The sequence below is a fragment of the Herbaspirillum sp. GW822-FHT03A08 genome (assembly GCF_058801885.1).
Genome location: NZ_JBXANR010000006.1, coordinates 116,892 through 134,508 on the forward strand (window position 1 = coordinate 116,892; position 17,617 = coordinate 134,508).

The following is a 17,617-nucleotide window of genomic DNA, read 5'->3' on the forward strand; positions in this document are numbered from 1 at the left end:
GCAGAGTCACTTTCAGGCAAATCATCTGATTCAGGAAAAACGAATGCGCGGATCGAGACGGGTATAGACAAAGTCCACCACCCAGTTCACTACGATCACGACGATGGAGCTGCACAGCAAAATGCCGAGCAGCAGATTGAAGTCGCGCTGGAACAGCGCCTCGAACGCCAGCCGTCCCAGCCCCGGCCACGAGAACACGGTCTCCACCAGCACCGCGCCGCCGATGATGGAGCTGACCTGTACGCCCAGCATGGTGACCAGCGGCAGCAAGGCATTGCGCAGCACATGCGCAAACAGCACACGGGGCGGCCGCGCGCCTTTGGCGACGGCAGTGCGGACAAAATCCTGACGGCGCACCTCGACCATGGTCGCGCGCATCAGGCGCGTATAGACCGCCATGTAGAACAGGCCCAGCGTCACCGCCGGCAACACCAGATGGCGCGCCACATCGACGATGTGCGCCCAGCCGGTATAGCCGGCTTCGATCGTGAACATGCCGCCCACCGGCAGCCAGTCGAGCCAGACCGAGAACACCACCACCAGCATCAGGCCGATCCAGAACAGCGGCGTGGCGAAGAACACCAGCGCCAGCGTGGAGATCACTACGTCGGCGATCTTGCCGGCGCGGTAGGCCGCAATCGCGCCGAGCGTCGCACCCGCCAGGACGGCAAACAGGATGCTCGCACCCATGAGCAGCAAAGTGGCCGGTACGCGCTCCCCGATCAGTTGCGCCACCGGCATGCCGTGACGGAAGGAATAGCCGAGATTGAAATGCGCCAGGTTCAGCAGGTATTTGCCGAACTGCACCAGCAGCGGCTGATCCAGTCCGAACTGCGCGCGCAACGCCGCCATGTATTCCGGCGTCGCCGCACCGGCTTCGCCGGCCAGCACCTGGGCGGCATCACCGGGCGCCAGACGCAACAGGAAAAAGTTGATGACAGCCACGCCGAGCGCCACGCTGACGAGTTGCAGCAGGCGACGGATGACGACGTTGTTAATCTTCATTGCCATCCTCAGGGAGCTGCTTTGGCGACTTTGGCCGTGTTATCGAACCAGGCGTTCTTGAGCGAGCTGTAGATCTGGTCGACGCCGGTGACGGTGTCTTTCAGATTCGCAGCCTGCACGGTGAAGAAGTGCAGCTCAAGCAGCGGGATCGACGGCAGGTCGGTTTGCACGCGTTGCTGCAGTTTCTTGAACAGGGCGACGCGTTCGTTCTGGCTGGCCGAGGATTGCGCCTGCTCGATCAGCTTGTCGGCCTCTGCGCTGCGGTAACCCGAGCCGTTGCTCCACGGAATATTCTTGCCGACCGAATCGCTCCAGTAAGCGCGCGTCACGCCCACCAGCGGATCGGCAAAGCCGGCGAACCACACCACCGACAGATCGTAGTCGCGATCTCCGTAGACGCGCTTGGTATAGGTCGGCGTGTCTTGCGCGCGCACATTGACGTCGATGCCGATACGTTTCAATGCTTGCTTGATGTATTCGCCGCTGCGCTTGTAGTCATCGCCGTAAGGCAGGTAGTCGAGGTTGATGCGCAGGCGGGTGCCGTCGGCGCCGCGCTTCAGGCCGGCTTCATCGAGCAGCGCTTCCGCCTTCTTCGGGTCGTAGCCGTACTTCGGCACGTCGTCGGTGTGGAATTGCTTGAGCGTCGACACCACCGGGCTGACCGCCGGTTTGCCGAAGCCGTACCAGACCACCTTGTTGAAGGCGTTCAGGTCGATCGCATAGGCCAGCGCCTGGCGCACGCGCACATCTTTGAAATACGGACGGTCGACGTTGACATCCAGGAACAGCCATGGCGAGATCCAGTCGTAGCCGCGCGTTTCCAGCTTCAGGCCCGGCAGCTTGGCGAGGCGTTCGGCATCCTTCAGCGGCACCGGCGAGAACGGCGCGTATTGCGCTTCGCCTTTTTCCAATGCAGCAGCGCGTGCGCCGGCGTCAGGCACCACCTTGAAGATGATCTTGTCGAGGTAAGGCTTGCTCACGCCCTTGCTCTTGTCCCAATAGTTGGGATTGCGCTCCAGCGTGATGTAGTTGCCCTTGCTCCATTCCTTGAACACGAAGGGACCGGTGCCGACCGGCTTGTTGTTGTAAGGATTGTTGAGGATGTCGGTGCCTTCGTACAAATGCTTGGGCAGCACTTGCGCACCGTTGCTGTTGAGCGAGCTCAGGACCGCCAGCGACGGTTCGCTGAAACGGATGATGACGGTGTAGTCGTCCGGTGTGTCGACGCCGGTGACGGTGCCGTAGATGATCTGGTTGCGCGGGTGTATTTTCTTCCAGACGTTTTCCAGCGTCCATTTGACGTCGGCCGAGGTGAACGGCTTGCCGTCATGCCACTTCACGCCGTGGCGCAGATGGAAGGTCAGCGTCTTGCTGTCTTTCGAGACGTCCCAGCTTTCCGCCAGCGCGGGACGCAGTTTGAAATCGTTGTCGTATTCGACCAGGCCGTCGAACACGTTGGCGCTGAAGAAGCCGGTCGGCGCCGCCGTATTGAGCGCTGAGGTCAGGATCACCGGCTCGGGCTGGATGATCGTGGTCAAGGTGCCGCCGCGCGTCTGCGCAAAGGCATTCGCGGTGAAAGCCAGCGTGATGGCAGCGGCAGCGGTGGCCGCCAGAAGTTTGAATACAGTCTTGTTCATATTGTGTGTTCCCTCGGTATTTTTATTGCCCGGCTTTCGCCAGGTTGGCGTTGGCCGGCTCCAGCCACGCATTCTTCAGCGAACCCTGCGACTGGTCGCCATCCTGCGTGATGCCTTTGAGACGCGGCGAATGCACGGTGAAGAAATGCAGTTCGATCAGCGGCAAGGTCGGCAATTCGGTCTGGGTGATCTGCTGGAATTTTTTGAACAATGCGATGCGCTCGGCCTGGGTCGCAGCACCCTGCGCTTGTTCGATCACGCGGTCGACTTCAGGATTGCTGTAACCGGAGCTGTTGGTCCACGGGATGTTCTTGCCGATCCAGCCCGACCAGTACATGCGCGTGAGACCAATCTGCGGGTCAGGGAAAGACGCATTCCAGGTGATCGCCGTGTCGAAGTCGCGGTCGCCGTAGACCCGCTTGGTGAAGGCCGCCGTGTCCTGGCTGCGGATGTTGACTTCGATGCCGACGCGCTTGAGCGATTGCTTGAGGTATTCGGCGGTGCGGCGATAGTCGTCGCCGTACGGTAGATAGTCGTTGTTGATGGTGAAGCGCACACCATCGGCGCCACGCGGGAAGCCGGCTTCATCGAGCAGCGCTTCCGCCTTCCTGGTGTCGTAGGGATAGCGCGGTACGGTGTTGTCGAAGAACTGCGACAGCGTGGTCGGCACGATGCTGACCGACGGCTTGCCGTAGCCGTACCAGACGACTTTGTTCAGACCTTCCAGATTTGCGGCGTGGGCGATGGCGCGGCGTACGCGCACGTCTTTCAGATATTTGTTGTTGAGGTTGTAGTCGAGGTAGAGCACCGGCGACGACCACTGGTAGCCATTGGTTTCGACCTTGACCTTGCCGGACTCGGCCAGGCGCTGCGCTTCTTTCGGCGGCACCGGGCTGAACACGGCATATTGCGCGTCGCCGTTTTCCAGCATCGCAGCACGCGCACCGGCATCAGGCACGACCTTGAAGATGATCTTGTCGAGGTAGGGCTTGCCCCCGCCGTTACTCTTATCCCAATAATTCGGATTGCGCTCCAGCGTGATGTAGTTGCCTCGGCTCCATTCCTTGAACACGAAAGGACCGGTGCCGACCGGCTTGTTGTTGTTCGGATTGTTGAGGACGTCGGTGCCTTCATACAGATGCTTCGGCAATACCGGCGCGCCCCAGGAATTGAGTGTGGACAGCAAGGCCAGCGACGGCTTGGTGAAACGGAAAATCGCGGTATTGGCATCCGGCGCATCGACCTGGGTCAGATTGACGAGGATGGCCTTGTTGCGCGGGTGGATGGTCTTCCAGACATTCTCCACCGACCATTTGACGTCGGCCGAGGTGAACGGTTTGCCGTCGTGCCATTTGACGCCCTTGCGCAGATGGAAGGTGATGGCGAGGCCGTCCTTGGAGACTTCCCAGCTTTCCGCGAGTTGGCCGTGCGGCTTGAGGTCGTTGTCATAGGACAGCAGGCCGTCATAGACGTTGGTGGCGATCAGCGAGGTCGGCTGCGCGGTGTTGACGGCGCCGGTCAGCGTGACGGGTTCGGGCTGGACGATGGCGACCAGCGTGCCGCCGGATCTGGGCGTCTGCGCCTGGGTTTGCGTTTGTGTTTGCGTTTGCGCTGCTGCGATGAACGGCAAGGCGGCGAGCAGCAGGCCCGGGATGAGAGACGCTGGAATGACGGTGGTAGTAAAGCGCTTGCGCATGATGTCTTTTTTTGTTGTACGAACGAAGGGGAAATGAAACCGCATGACCGCCGCCTTACAGCGCACCGTGACGCGGCGGCTTCTTGTCGTTAAGGTAGTAGTTGCCGATGGCGTGATACTTCCAGCGCACCGGATCGTGCAGCGTGTGGGTGCGGGCGTTGCGCCAGTGGCGGTCGAGATTGTTCTCGGACAATGTCGATTGCGTGCCGGCCAGCTCGAACAGCTTGCTGCCGGCGGCCAGCGAGACGTTGTTGGTCAATACGCGCGATTCGGCGACCGCGATCGATGCTGCGGCGACGGTATCCGCCGTGGGATTGGCGGCGGCCAGATCGACCTTCACTCCGGCACGGTTCACCAGCGCTTCGGCGGCATGCAGTTGCACGGTCAGGTCGCCGACTTCGCGAATGGTCAGCGGATCGTCGCCGGCGCGTTCGACGCCGCTGTCGATCCATGGCCGTGAGCGCGTCGAGACGAAACGAATCAAATCGTTATAAGCAGCACGCGCGATGCCGAGGTCGATCGCCGCATGCAGGATCTGCGCGAGCGGACCTACCGTCGTCGGACGGTCGAAGGAAGCCTGGAAGCCCAGTACGGCGTCGGCCGGAACGCGCACGTTGTCGAAGATCGCAGAACCGCTGCCGGTGGTGCGCTGGCCGAAGCCGGACCAGTCGTCGACGATGGTCAGGCCTTCCGCATCGCGCGGCACCAGCGCCAGCTGCTGTACCCCATCGTCACCGATGGCCGAGGTCGGCACCCAGTTGGCGTAGAGCGCACCGGTGGCGTAGAACTTGCGGCCGTTGATGCGGTAGTCGCCGCCGTCTTTGGTCAGGCGTGTCTTACGCTCGGCGGAATTCTTGGTGCCGATTTCCGCCAGTGCGTTGCCGAAGCGGTCGCCCTGCAGCACGCGGTCGAAATAGAAGCGTTTTTGCGCTTCGCTGCCGTTGACGCGGATGATTTCGACGGCATAAAAATGGTTTTGCGGAATCTGTCCGAGCGAACCGTCCGCTTCGGCGATGATCGCCGTGACCTGCGCCAGCGTGACATTGGAGACGCCGGCCCCGCCATATTCTTTGGGTACGGTAATGCCCCACAGGCCGGAACGGACATAGCGCTCCAGCTCGGCCCACGGCAGACGGCGTTCACGATCGCGCTCGGATGCTTCGCGCGCCAGTTCGGTGGCCAGTTTGTGCGCGACCTCGATGGCCTCGGCATCGTCGCGGATTCGGGCGACCAGACGCGGCTCTGCGGTGCGTGATGGCGCATCGGTGGATGCGACTGCAGTGGCGGGATGACTCATGATGTGTGCTTTCGATGAAAATGGCTGACCGGCTCGGGACCAGCTCAGGACCAGTTATGACGTGGCGGCGGCGTGTCGTTGAGGTAGTAATTGCCCACTGCGTGATACTTCCAGCGCACCGGGTCGTGCAGCGTATGCACGCGGGCGTTGCGCCAGTGGCGATCGAGATCGTGCGCAGACAGCGTCGATTGCGTACCTGCCAGCTCGAACAGTTTTTCGCTGGCATGCAGCGCAATTTCGGTGGTCAGCACCTTGGCCTCGGCGACGGCGACCGAGGCTTGCGCCATCTGCTCGTAGCTGACGGGGAGCGTCAGCTTGTCGAGCGTGCGCGCAGCGCGTTCGAGCAAGGCGTCGGCGGCATGCAAACGAATCTTCAGATCGCCGATCTGGTTGATCGTGAGCGGATCGTCGCCGGCGCGCTCGACGCCGCTGTCGGCCCATGGACGCGACCGCTGGCGAATGAACGCGACCGCATCGTCGACGGCGGCGTGGGCGATGCCGGCATCGATCGCAGCCTGGATCAGTTGCGCCACCGGACCGATGTTGTTGGGCTGCGTCGCCAGCTGATGCAACGGTACGATGTGGCCGGACGATACGCGCACGTTATCGAAGATGACGGTGCCGCTGGCGGTGGTGCGCTGGCCGAATCCGGACCAGTCGTCGACCACGCTCAGTCCCGGCGCATGACGTTCGGCGAAGACGAACACGCCCTTGCCCTCGTCGTCCAGCGCGCGCGTCGGCACCCAGTCGGCATACAGCGCGCCGGTGGAATAAAAGCGCGTGCCGTTGAGCAGGTAGTCGACGCTGCCGGGATCTTTGGTGATGCGCGTGCGGATATCGAGAACGTTCTTGCTGGTGCGCTCGGGACCGGCGTTGCCGAAGCGGGCGCCTTTGAGTACTTCACCGTAGAAATAGTGTTTCTGGCTTTCGCTGGCAGTCTGCGCCAGCACATTCAGGATGCCGAAATGATTTTGCGGGATCTGGCCGATGGAGGGATCGGCGGCGGAAATGATCTTGACGACTTCGGCCAGCGTCACCCACGACGCGCCGATGCCGCCGTATGCCTTTGGTACCGTGATGGCCCACAAGCCGCTGGAAGAAAAACGCTCGATCTCCGCATGCGGCAGGCGTCGCTGCTGATCCCGTTCAGCAGCTTCCGCAGCGAAATCCTGCGCCAGCCTGCGTGCTGTTTCCAGCGCTTCTGTTTCACTGAGGATGCGGTGCGCCGGCGCACGGGGCGTAGAGACGGCTGCGCCCGCGATCGATTTTTCGATGACCGCTGACATGATGGACTGGCTCCGAGATTGACCGCTTTGCTGCAGAGGGCAGCAAGCGCAGACAAGATTAACGATGGGCCATTAAATCAAAGTCCGTCTTTTTGCAGAACGAAGCATTTCGTATTTCTTAGTTTGAAAATTGCATGAACTGCTGGCCGGACTGCTTGTATATGGTGTTGCCGTGTATGTTTGCATTGTCCGTCCGGACGTATTGATGCAACCAGGCTCCTGTCTCTGCGGCACAAGGCATTGCGGCGTGCGCCATGTCCGGTTCGTTTGCCGCCACGGCGGCAGGCGTACAATAAAGCGCATGAACGACATGACGATTGCCACCACACTTTCCCTGACGGAACTGGAAGAAGCCATCAACTACTGGCGCATCCAGCGTCCCGCCACGGGCGAAGAATGCGCGCTGTCGCCCGAGGTCAACGCCCTGGCCGATGTCTATGCCGTGATGATTATTGAGCACTTGCATGCCATCGACCTTGAGGCTGTCGGCAAGGAACCGCGTCAGCTGGTCGACGCCTGGCGTCAGACCCGGACATCCCAGAACGCCTGAATCCGCTGTCCCGGCGCGCTTGTCACATTTGTGGCGTATGATTTTTGTCGGATGCTGCATTGAACAATTTGCATAATGCGCAGTCTGTTGTATTCCAACCCCAAGGATCAAGATGCGACGCAAACCCGCTGTAAGCCCTTCCCCGGCATCCGTATCAACTGAACGCAGGCATCGCATTGCCCTGGTGCTGCAAGGCGGCGGCGCCCTCGGCGCCTATCAGGCCGGCGTCTACCAGGCCATGCACGAGAACAATCTCACGCCGGATTGGGTGGTCGGCACGTCGATCGGCGCCATCAACGCCGCCATCATCGCCGGCAATGAACGCGAGTTCCGCATCCAGCGCCTGCGTGAATTCTGGGAAAGCATCTCTCACGCCGATCTCATCAATCTGCAGCAAGTCCCCGACGCGACGCGCCAGCTGGCGACCTGGATGACCACCATGGATACCTTCGCACGCGGCGTCCCCGGCTTCTTTACTCCGCGCGCCTTCAGCCCCTTCGCCATCGGCCTGCCGGTGCCGCCGGAGGAAGCCAGTTTCTATAACACCGAGGAATTGCGGGCTACGCTCAATAAGTACGTCGACTTTGACTATCTCAACAACAAGGACGCCGGCATCCGCCTGACCATCAGCGCAGTCAAGGTAACCTGCGGAACCCTGGTCAAGTTCGACTCCGATCAGCAAGCCATCGGCCCTGAACATGTCATGGCCAGCGGCGCGTTGCCGCCCGGCTTTGCCCCGATTCGCGTCGACGGCGATCTCTACTGGGACGGCGGCCTGTACTCCAACACGCCGCTGGAAGCGGTACTCAACGATGAGCCGCGCCAGGACACGCTGTGCATGATGGTCGATCTGTGGCATGCCGACGGTCCGGAGCCGCGCACCTATGAAGAAGTCCAGACGCGCCAGAAGGACGTCACCTTCGCCTCGCGCTCGCAGCGCCACATCGAGGCCTATCTGAAGCAATATCAGCTGCGCAAGCTGGCGCGCGAATTGTATGAACGGCTGCCCGCCGACCTGCGCAAACCGGCCGACCGCAAGCAACTGGCTGAACTTGGCGCCGATACGACGATCCATATCGTGCGCCTGCCCTATGCCGGGCGTGACTGGAACATGGCGTCCAAGGATGTAAATTTCTCGCGCGGCTCGATCGAGTGGCGCTGGGAGCAAGGTTATCAGGATGCCATGCGCGGCATTGAGATTAGCCAGGGCTGTCCCTTCCAGGTCTCGGACGCGGGTGTCGTGGTGCATGAATTGCCGGCGGTAGTGGAAGTGGCAACGGGTTGAAGCCGCTCGTTGTTGACGCCGTGCAATAACAAAATGTGTTGTTATTGTTGCAATTGATCACAATTTGGTGCGGCGCACAAAAAGTTCTTGACCTCACCATTTAAGTGCGTAAAATAGTAATTGTTGCGGCGCACAAAAATAGTTTTACGAGACCGAAGCCGCTAGTCCCCAGCTGTTTTTGAAAACCAAAGGAGAAGCACATGTTTTCGTATCAAGACCAATTTTCCGCTGCAACCAAGACCCACTTCCAGGCTCAACTGGATCTGATCAATACACTGACCACCAAGACTTTCGAAGGTCTGGAAAAGATCGTCGAACTGAACCTGAGCGCCGCCAAGGCATCGCTGGAAGAGTCCGCCGCCACTGCACAGCAATTTGCATCCATCAAGGATCCGCAAGAACTGCTGGCGCTGGCGCAAGCTCAAGCCCAACCGACCGCAGAAAAGGCTGCCGCTTACGGTCGTCATCTGGCAAGCATCGTGTCGGCTACTCAAGCTGAACTGACCAAGGCAACTGAAGCGCAAGTCGCTGAAACCAGCCGTAAAGTCAGCGCTCTGGTCGACGAGATCGCCAAGAACGCACCAGCCGGTTCGGAAAACGCCGTCGCCCTGCTGAAGTCGGCAATCGGCAACGCCAACGCCAGCTACGAGCAACTGACCAAGAACACCAAGCAAGCCGTGGAAACACTGGAAGGCCACCTGAGCAACGCGGCCAAGCAATTCACACAAGCTGCTGAAAAGACCACCAGCCGCAAGAAGTAATCCATCTTCGGCACAGTCGTCAGACTGCCGCAGTACGCTCGCAATACCTCTTGAAACGGACCGCCCATGCGGTCCGTTTTTTATTGGCCGGCTTATACAGCATTGGCAATGTACTCGCGCAGCCATTGATGCGCCGGATCGCGATGGGAGCGCTCATGCCAGAGCATCGATAATTCATAGCCGGGTACATCGACCGGCGGCTCCACGACTTCCAACCCGGCGCCGTCGCGCACCAGCCGCTCAGGCAGCATCGCAACGAGATCGGTACTGGCCAGCACCGATTTCATGAACAGAAAATGCGGCACCGAAAGCACGACGCGGCGCGTCAGCCCGGCGGTCGCCAGCACAGTGTCGGTGACGCCGCGAAAACCGCCGCCGTCGGGTGACACGATGACATGCTCGAGCTCGCAGAATTGCGCCGGGCTCAGCCGTTTGCGCAGCATCGGGTGTCCCGCCCGCCCCACCAGCACATACCTCTCAGCGAACAAGGCGCGCCGGCGCATGCCGGATGGCGCCTCATCGGTGATGTGAAAAGCCATGTCGATGTCGCCTAGTTCCGCCTGCCGTGCAATGCGCGAAGGTGCGAGTTCGACCACCGCCAGCCGCGTGCCCGGCGCCGCCTGCCTCAGGCCGCCCAGCGCCGGCAGCAGAACGGCCGATTCGCTGTAGTCTGTGGCGGCAACACACCAGCTGTTGACGGCAGCCGCCGGATCAAAAGGCGCTTCCGGCGCAACCGCGCGCTCCAGCGCATCGAGCGCCTCCCGCAACGGCTCGCGCAAAGCCTCAGCCCGCGCAGTCGGCTGCATGCCGCGCGGTCCCGGCAACAGGAGCGGGTCGCCGAAAATGTCGCGCAGCTTGGCAAGGTGCACGCTGATCGATGGCTGCGAGAAGTTCAGGCGTTCCGCGGTGCGGGTCACATTGTGTTCCGCCAGCAGGACGTCAAGGGTTACCAGCAGATTGAGATCGAGCTTGCGGAGATTATTCATGTCAATACCTTGTATATCAGCAATTCATTTCCAATATACCTGAGCACACCCTAAGCTGGGCAATCTTCATTGATCTCAACGAAAACCCAGCCATGAACATTCTTCTCATCTACGCCCACCCCGAACCGCAGTCCCTCAACGGCGCGCTGCGCGATTTCACCATCCGGCATCTGGAGCAAGCCGGACACACCGTGCGCGTCTCCGATCTGTACGCCATGCAATGGAAAGCACAGGTCGACGCCGGCGACAGCAAGCAGCGCCTCAATCCCGCGCACTTCGATGCCTCCATGGAATCTCAGCACGCGTACGAAAACGGATTGCAAAGCGACGACGTCGCGCTGGAGCAGGAAAAACTGCTGTGGGCGGACACCGTGATTCTGCAGTTTCCGCTGTGGTGGTATGCGATGCCTGCCATTCTCAAAGGCTGGGTCGACCGTGTCTATGCCTACGGCTTTGCATACGGCGTAGGCGAACACTCCGACAGGCATTGGGGCGACCGCTTCGGCGAAGGCACGCTGGCGGGCAAGCGCGCCATGCTGGTGGTCACGGCGGGCGGCTGGGAATCCCACTACAGCCCGCGCGGCGTCAACGGACCGATCGACGACCTGCTGTTCCCGATCCATCACGGCATTCTTTACTACCCGGGCTTCGATGTCTTGCCGCCTTTCGTGGTGTACCGGACCGGCAAGATGGACGAGGTCCGGTTTGATGAAATTCGCGAAGCGCTCGGCCGGCGCCTCGATACCTTGTCGACCACAGCGCCGATACCGTTCCGCAAACAAAATGGCGGCGCCTACGACATTCCGCAACTCACCTTACGCCCCGATCTCGCACCGGACCAATCGGGATTCGCCGTCCATCTCGCCTGACGATCGCGTCCTCGGACTCGACGCTTCGAGGACCGGTCCCGTCCTCCTGTGGCTCACTTGCCTCCTGTGACATCGAGGAAAGTACCGGTGATGAAGGAAGCCTCAGAGCCGGCCAGCCACAGGATCGCCCGCGCTACCTCTTCGGGCTGGCCTCCTCTTCCCATGGGAATCGAATCCTTGACGCGATCCACCCGTCCCGGCTCTCCGCCGCTGGCATGCATATCGGTGTAGATGTGCCCGGGGCGAATGCAATTGACACGTATTCCTTCCCGCGCCACTTCCTTGGCAAAGCCGGTCGTGAAGGTCTCAAGCGCGCCTTTCGACGCGGCGTAGTCGACATATTCGTTGGGGCTGCCGAGTCGGGCCGAAGCCGATGAAATGTTGATCACGGAGCCGCCCCGACCGTTGTGGCGATACGACATGCGTTTCGCCGCTTGCTGCGCACAGAGGATGGGGCCGATCGCGTTGACGGCGAAGATGCGCCGCACCCTCTCGACATCGAGATCCTCCAGGCGGGACTGCAGCCCAAGCACCGCAGCGTTGTTGACCAGCACGTCGATCCGGCCGAACTCGCGGTCGATCGCGGCGAATAATTGTGCGACCTGTTCCGGATCGGCACTGTCTGCGCGCACGCTTAAGGCGCGCCGGCCGAAAGCTTCCACCTCCGCTGCCACCGCGCGAGCGGCGGGTTCGTTGGAAACGAAGCTGATCGCCACGTCGTAGCCTTGTGCGGCGGCAAGCCGTGCAGTCGCGGCACCGACGCCACGGCTACCGCCCGTTATCAGTATGAGCGGCGCCTGAGAAACAATATTCATTCGATGAACCTCCATGCGGTGGTGAAATGATGAGTGAGTAGCACGACCGGTCCGGCAAGGGCGGAAAGTCGCACCGGCGTGTTCCTGGCGCTTGCTTGCAGGCGTCAGCCGATGATGATGATGCCGGCGGCAATCACCGTGCACGCCAGCATCTTGCGGACAGTCAGGGTCTCGCCCAGGAAAAAATAGCCGATCAGCGCCGCAAACAGCACGCTGGTTTCGCGCAATGCCGACACCGCTCCCATGGGTGCGCCGGACATGGCGTAGATGACGATTCCATAGGCCAGAAGAGAGACCAGCCCGCCGATGAAGGCAGTGATGAGTCCGGGCCGCACGGTAAATAAACTGCGCGCGCCGCGCAGACCGATGTAGACCGGCGGCATCAGGATGCCCCATAAGGCGCACATCCATACCGTGTAAGCCATCGGCGCGCCGGACAGGCGCACGCCGATACCGTCGGTCACGCTATAAGCGGCAATGAAACAGCCGGTTCCCAAGGCGTACGGCAAACCCGGGACGGCGAGCCTGCGTCCTCTGAACGCCAGGGAAATGATGCCGCCCGACACCAGGACAATCCCAAGCACAGCGCCGATCCCTACGCTCTCCCCGGCGAAGACCGATGCTGCAACGGTGACTAACAGGGGTGAGGAGCCGCGCGAGATAGGATAGGTTTGTCCGAGATCGCCGACCCGATAGCTTCTGACGAGAAACAGGTTGTAGCCCACATGCAGCACTGCGGACAGTACGGCATATTTCCAGCTGGCTTTGGCGGGAGACGTCAGGAACAAGGCGATCGCGGCGCTGGCGATGGCTACCGCCAGACACATGATGGTCATCGACCACAGCCTGTCGGCGCCGCCGCGCAGGAGCGCGTTCCAGCCGGCATGCAAGAACGCGGCCAAGAGTACGAGCGAAATGATGTGAAAGGACATGCGCCATACTAAGCAAGCCGGCGCTGTGATTAAAGCGAAGTCTCCTCATCACAGAATGAATGAATCCTCATACCCTATCGATAACCTTGTTCGGCCTTGCCGGATTCCGCCAGGAGCCAGTTGCGAAAACTGACGATGTGGGGCTGCGATTCGATGCCTTTCGGGCAGACAAAATAGTAGGCGACCGGAGAGGGAAAAGGCACGTCAAACAGCCTGACCAGGCTGCCGTCGCTGATTTCAGCTTCGACATGGCCGCTGCGCGCCAAAGCAATCCCCTGCCCCAAGAGCGCCGCCTCGATGGTCATGTTGGTGTCGGCAAATCTGACGCTTTCCCTGAGTGCGGAAACGCCTACCCCGACATGCTGAAACCAAAGCGCCCATTTCGGCACCAGATCGGCGCCGTCGCGTGTCAACAAAGGGTAGTGCAGCAGGTCGGCTGGTTCGCGCGGCGCGCCAAAACGCTGCAGGAGATCGGGACTTGCAACCGGAAAAATCTGTTCCCTGAACAGGAATTCCGAGTGCAGGCCGGGATAGTGTCCATTGCCAAAACGGATCGCCACGTCAGGCTCCGAGCTGGTGAAATGGATGGCTTTGTCGCTTGTTTCCAGCGTGACCAGAATCTCAGGATGCTGTTGCGACAGACCCGGCAATCGCGGCAGCAGCCATTTCAGCGCGAAGGAATAGGTCGTACTGACTTTAAGCCGGACCCTGCCTTTTTGCTCTCGCAGATCAGCGAGAGTCGTCTCCAGATTCAGGAAGAACTCGCGCACGATCGGCGCCAGCGCTGCGCCCGCAGGCGTCAGGCTCAATGACTTGCCGCGTTGAAACAACTGCAACCCCCAGATCTCTTCGAGGTTCTTCAACTGATGGCTTACGGCGCTTTGGGTGACATGCAATTCTTCCGAAGCGGAAGTGAACGTGGCATGCCGGGTCGCAACCTCAAAGGCGCGCAAGGTGGCGGTAGGAGGCAGGTCTCTCATGATGATTCCGAGGCGAGCGCAGCAGCGTCGCCTTTTATGAACGATAACTCATGATAGAGCATTTCGGACATTCGCCCGGAGCCATCGGCTTCCGGCCGTTGCCGCCCTGCAATTTGCCCTCATGGCATTTCAATAGATCCGTATCGAAGTACGCCGGCACACGCAAAATCTTCTCCCTTTCAAGAAGAAGCTGCCCGATCAGGTAACCACATCCGGCCGCGAGTCATTTACACTTAAATTCTCACAAAACGAGAATTCAATTTTTAAATATGAGAAAAATGAGGAATCATCCGGCCATGAACTCAGCCTCCGCCACGCCGCAAGAACCTGTCGTCGCCACCAGCGAGCGATCGCTCATGGTGTTGTCGGTGATTGCCCGGCACGGCAAACCGATCGCTGTGCGCAAGCTGAAAGAACTGACCGGCTTGCCGCAAAGCACGCTGTATCGCCATCTGCTGCCACTGAAAAAATGGGGGCTGGTGCAGGAACAGGACAACTTTTACGCGCCCGGGCCATTGAGCGTGCAACTGGCCTGGGGCTTCGACCATACCTCTTATCTGGTCAGCAACGCCCAGCCGGAAATGCTGCAACTGGCCAAGAAGTGCGGTGAAAGCGTCGGCCTGATGGTCGCAGTCAACGACCAGGTCACCTGCCTCGACATGGTGGACAGCGAACAATCGCTGCGCTGTTCGTTTTCCAAAGGCCGCTCGCATCCGCTGTCGCGCGGCGCATCCGCCAAGGCGGTGCTGGCGCATCTGCCGCTCGCCATGGCCGACAACATTGTGCAGCGCCAGTTGCACGGCCAGGATGAAGAGATCGCGCGCCTGCAAAAAGAACTCGCCGCCATCCGCACGCAGGGTTATGCGGTCAGCGAAGGCGAAGTCGACTGGGGCGTGTGGGGTGTCAGCGCGCCGGTGTTTTACAAACCCGGCCAGGCCGTGGGCGCGATTACCCTGATGGCGCCGGCCGTACGGGCTGAAGAGCGGCAGCGCGAGCTGATTGCCGCCACGGTCCAGGCGGCAGCCGCCATCAGCGAACGTCTTTCATTGTTTTAAACCAGCAGTTTTCAGCAGTCATCAGAACTATTCACCCGAGGGAGAAACCATGATTCACCGCCGCCGCTTTGCCATGCTCGCAGTCAGCCTTGCTTTCAGTTTCGCCGCCAGTGCCGTTCCTGCACTGGCCTCCGCTCAGACTGTCGACGTCATCCGCGTCGCCACTGACGCCACTTTCCCACCGTTCGAATTCTTCAAGGACGGCAAGCGCACCGGTTTCGATATCGAGCTGATCGAACTGCTGGCCAAGACCATGCACAAGAAAGTCGAATGGACCGACATCGACTTCAAGGGACTGATCCCCGGCCTGGTGTCGCGCCGCTTCGACGTTGCCTCCTCGGCGATCTACATCACCGAAGAGCGCCGTCGCGTGGTCAACTTCACCGACCCTTACTATCCGGGCGGCCTGGTGGTACTGACCAAGGCCAGCAATACCTCGATCAAGCAACCGTCGGATCTGGCCGGCAAGAAGGTCTCGGTACAGGTCGGCACCAAGTCGGCCAACTACCTGAAAGAGTATTACCCGCAAGCCGAACGCATCGAAGTCGAGAAGAATCAGGAAATGTTCAACCTGGTTGAAATCGGCCGCGCCGACGCCGCCGTCACCGGCAAGCCGGCCGCCATCGAATATGCCAAGACCCGTCCCGGCATGAAGGTGCTCGACAAGCAGGTCAGCGTCGAACTGTACGGCTACGCCGTGCGCAAGGACCTGCCGCAGCTGACCGAAGAAATGAACGCCGCGCTGAAGAAGGTCAAGCTCGACGGCAGCTACGACAAGCTGGTGCAGAAGTGGCTGTCATCGTCGGCCAAATAATTTATTAAGACACTATACAAATAGACAGAGAGCGACTGAGAAAACGTCGCCAGCAAGGCGCATCGCCGCAGACAGTGCGTGAGTACTCAAGCACAAGAAGGTGATGCAACGCTGCTGGAGGCGCTTTATCAGAGTCTTTATCAGGCGCTCCAAGGAGAACAGATGAGCTTAGATTTTTTGCCGGTACTTGAAGGCTGGCCGGACCTGCTGCATGGCGCGATCGTCACGGTGGAAATCACCGCTGCGTCGCTGGTGCTGGGTTGCATCCTCGGCCTGCTGGTCGGCCTCGGCCGGCTGGACCGCACCAAGCGCCTGCGCTACGCCATTTGTACTGCTTACGTCACCTTCATCCGCGGCACGCCGCTGCTGGTGCAGTTGTTCCTGCTGTTTTTCGGCTTGCCGCAATTCGACATCCTGCTGCCGGCCTTCCTGTGCGGCGTGCTGGGCATGGGCATCTACTCCGGCGCCTATGTGTCGGAAATCGTGCGCGGCGCCATCCAGTCGATCGACAAAGGCCAGATGGAAGCGGCGCGTTCGCTGGGCATGTCGTCCGGCAAGGCGATGCGCACCATCATCCTGCCGCAAGCCGTGGTGCGCATGATTCCGCCGCTGGGCAACGAGTTCATCGCGCTGATCAAGAACTCGGCGCTGGTCTCGCTGCTGACCATCGCCGACCTGATGCACGAAGGCCAGAAAATCATCAGCGTGTCTTATCGCTCGCTGGAAGTCTATATCGCCGTGGCGCTGGTGTATCTGGTGCTGACCAGCCTCACCAGCATGGCCCTGCAACGGGTTGAGAAACACTTGCGCGCAGGAGGAGCAGTCTGATGCAGCCGTCCACAACAACGCCAATGATCAACATCTCCAAACTCGGCAAATCCTTCTCCGGCCACCGTATCCTGCACGGCATCGACCTGGAAGTCGCCGCCTCGCAAGTGGTCGTCATCATCGGCCCCAGCGGTTCCGGCAAGAGCACGCTGCTGCGCTGCTGCAACGGGCTGGAAGTCGCTGAAGAGGGCAACATCTCCATCTGCAATCAGGACCTGCTGGTCAACGGCAAGATGATCGCCGACCATGCGCTGAACGATCTGCGCACGCAGGTCGGCATGGTGTTCCAGTCGTTCAATCTGTTCCCGCATTTGTCGGTGCTGGAGAACGTCACGGTCGGTCCGCGCAAGATCCGCGGCACGCCTAAGGACGAAGCCGAAACCCTGGCGCGCAGCCTGCTTGCCAAAGTCGGCCTGGCCGCCAAAGCCGACGCCATGCCGGCCACGCTGTCGGGCGGACAAAAACAGCGCGTGGCGATTGCGCGCGCACTCGCGATGCAGCCGAAAGTCATGCTGTTCGACGAACCGACTTCGGCGCTCGATCCGGAACTGGTCGGCGAGGTGCTGCAAGTGATGAAGGCGCTCGCCAACGAAGGCATGACCATGATCGTGGTCACGCACGAAATGGGCTTCGCGCGCGAAGTGGCCGACGTCGTCGTGGTGATGGATCAGGGTCGCATCGTCGAAGCCGGCAAACCCGACCAGATTTTCGTCAACCCGACCCAGGAGCGCACACGCGGTTTCCTGCAAGCCGTGTTGACCCGCAACAATTCATCCGCCCCGGAATCAACCGCCGCATAAGATAACGGCAGACAAGAAAAA

General features: G+C 60.6%; 17 protein-coding genes. 8 read left to right on the plus strand and 9 right to left on the minus strand.

What is annotated here, in order from left to right:
• Positions 1-30: 30 nt before the first annotated feature.
• Genes AC1RN6_RS19165 through AC1RN6_RS19185 form a run of 5 tightly spaced genes read right to left on the minus strand, consistent with a single transcriptional unit; the run spans position 31 to position 6,921 of the window.
• On the minus strand, positions 31-1,005 hold the full coding sequence (locus AC1RN6_RS19165) for an ABC transporter permease (protein WP_493007016.1): 975 nt from the start codon (positions 1,003-1,005) through the stop codon (positions 31-33).
• Positions 1,006-1,013: 8 nt separating this feature from the next.
• Positions 1,014-2,642, minus strand: a complete 1,629-nt coding sequence (locus AC1RN6_RS19170; protein ID WP_493007017.1) for an ABC transporter substrate-binding protein — start codon at positions 2,640-2,642, stop codon at positions 1,014-1,016.
• 22 nt (positions 2,643-2,664) lie between these two features.
• A complete protein-coding gene (locus tag AC1RN6_RS19175) occupies positions 2,665-4,338 on the minus strand; it encodes an ABC transporter substrate-binding protein (RefSeq protein ID WP_493007362.1) in 1,674 nt (557 codons plus the stop codon).
• Between the two features lie 55 nt (positions 4,339-4,393).
• On the minus strand, positions 4,394-5,635 hold the full coding sequence (locus AC1RN6_RS19180) for an SfnB family sulfur acquisition oxidoreductase (protein ID WP_493007018.1): 1,242 nt from the start codon (positions 5,633-5,635) through the stop codon (positions 4,394-4,396).
• Between the two features lie 44 nt (positions 5,636-5,679).
• Complete coding sequence (locus AC1RN6_RS19185; protein ID WP_493007019.1) at positions 5,680-6,921, minus strand: SfnB family sulfur acquisition oxidoreductase; 1,242 nt, start codon at positions 6,919-6,921, stop codon at positions 5,680-5,682.
• Between the two features lie 301 nt (positions 6,922-7,222).
• On the opposite strand from AC1RN6_RS19185, the gene AC1RN6_RS19190 reads away from it, so the two are divergent.
• The 3 genes from AC1RN6_RS19190 (at position 7,223) to phaP (ending at position 9,517) form a co-directional block, all read left to right on the plus strand.
• Positions 7,223-7,471 carry a DUF3717 domain-containing protein gene (locus AC1RN6_RS19190; RefSeq protein WP_493007020.1) on the plus strand — a complete coding sequence of 83 codons (249 nt, stop codon included), beginning with the start codon at positions 7,223-7,225 and terminating at the stop codon, positions 7,469-7,471.
• A 112-nt stretch (positions 7,472-7,583) separates the two neighbouring features.
• A complete protein-coding gene (locus tag AC1RN6_RS19195) occupies positions 7,584-8,756 on the plus strand; it encodes a patatin-like phospholipase family protein (RefSeq protein ID WP_493007021.1) in 1,173 nt (390 codons plus the stop codon).
• Between the two features lie 200 nt (positions 8,757-8,956).
• Positions 8,957-9,517, plus strand: a complete 561-nt coding sequence (gene phaP / locus AC1RN6_RS19200; protein WP_007884453.1) for a TIGR01841 family phasin — start codon at positions 8,957-8,959, stop codon at positions 9,515-9,517.
• Positions 9,518-9,609: 92 nt separating this feature from the next.
• Here phaP and AC1RN6_RS19205 read toward each other — a convergent pair whose 3' ends face one another.
• Entirely contained in the window at positions 9,610-10,503 is an 894-nt protein-coding gene (locus AC1RN6_RS19205; RefSeq protein WP_493007022.1) for a LysR family transcriptional regulator, read from the minus strand.
• Between the two features lie 92 nt (positions 10,504-10,595).
• Here AC1RN6_RS19205 and AC1RN6_RS19210 point away from each other — a divergent pair, with 92 nt between their 5' ends.
• The gene (locus tag AC1RN6_RS19210; RefSeq protein ID WP_493007023.1) at positions 10,596-11,372 is read left to right on the plus strand and encodes an NAD(P)H-dependent oxidoreductase; all 777 of its coding nucleotides are present in this window, start codon (positions 10,596-10,598) and stop codon (positions 11,370-11,372) included.
• Positions 11,373-11,425: 53 nt separating this feature from the next.
• On the opposite strand, the gene AC1RN6_RS19215 is transcribed toward AC1RN6_RS19210, so the two are convergent.
• The 3 genes from AC1RN6_RS19215 to gcvA form a co-directional block, all read right to left on the minus strand.
• Positions 11,426-12,187 (minus strand): SDR family oxidoreductase, encoded by a 762-nt coding sequence (locus AC1RN6_RS19215; protein WP_493007024.1) that lies wholly within the window; start codon positions 12,185-12,187, stop codon positions 11,426-11,428.
• A gap of 104 nt (positions 12,188-12,291) precedes the next feature.
• Entirely contained in the window at positions 12,292-13,119 is an 828-nt protein-coding gene (locus tag AC1RN6_RS19220; RefSeq protein ID WP_493007025.1) for an EamA family transporter, read from the minus strand.
• A 74-nt stretch (positions 13,120-13,193) separates the two neighbouring features.
• Positions 13,194-14,099 carry a transcriptional regulator GcvA gene (gene gcvA, locus AC1RN6_RS19225; protein WP_493007026.1) on the minus strand — a complete coding sequence of 302 codons (906 nt, stop codon included), beginning with the start codon at positions 14,097-14,099 and terminating at the stop codon, positions 13,194-13,196.
• Positions 14,100-14,395: 296 nt separating this feature from the next.
• Here gcvA and AC1RN6_RS19230 point away from each other — a divergent pair, with 296 nt between their 5' ends.
• The 4 genes from AC1RN6_RS19230 to AC1RN6_RS19245 all read left to right on the plus strand — a co-directional run bounded on the left by AC1RN6_RS19230 (position 14,396) and on the right by AC1RN6_RS19245 (position 17,596).
• Entirely contained in the window at positions 14,396-15,154 is a 759-nt protein-coding gene (locus tag AC1RN6_RS19230) for an IclR family transcriptional regulator (protein WP_493007027.1), read from the plus strand.
• 49 nt (positions 15,155-15,203) lie between these two features.
• Positions 15,204-15,968 carry a transporter substrate-binding domain-containing protein gene (locus tag AC1RN6_RS19235; protein ID WP_493007028.1) on the plus strand — a complete coding sequence of 255 codons (765 nt, stop codon included), beginning with the start codon at positions 15,204-15,206 and terminating at the stop codon, positions 15,966-15,968.
• Positions 15,969-16,130: 162 nt separating this feature from the next.
• Entirely contained in the window at positions 16,131-16,796 is a 666-nt protein-coding gene (locus AC1RN6_RS19240) for an amino acid ABC transporter permease (RefSeq protein WP_493007029.1), read from the plus strand.
• Positions 16,796-17,596 carry an amino acid ABC transporter ATP-binding protein gene (locus AC1RN6_RS19245; RefSeq protein WP_493007030.1) on the plus strand — a complete coding sequence of 267 codons (801 nt, stop codon included), beginning with the start codon at positions 16,796-16,798 and terminating at the stop codon, positions 17,594-17,596. Before AC1RN6_RS19240 ends, AC1RN6_RS19245 begins: the two co-directional genes overlap by 1 nt.
• The last annotated feature ends 21 nt before the right edge of the window (positions 17,597-17,617 follow it).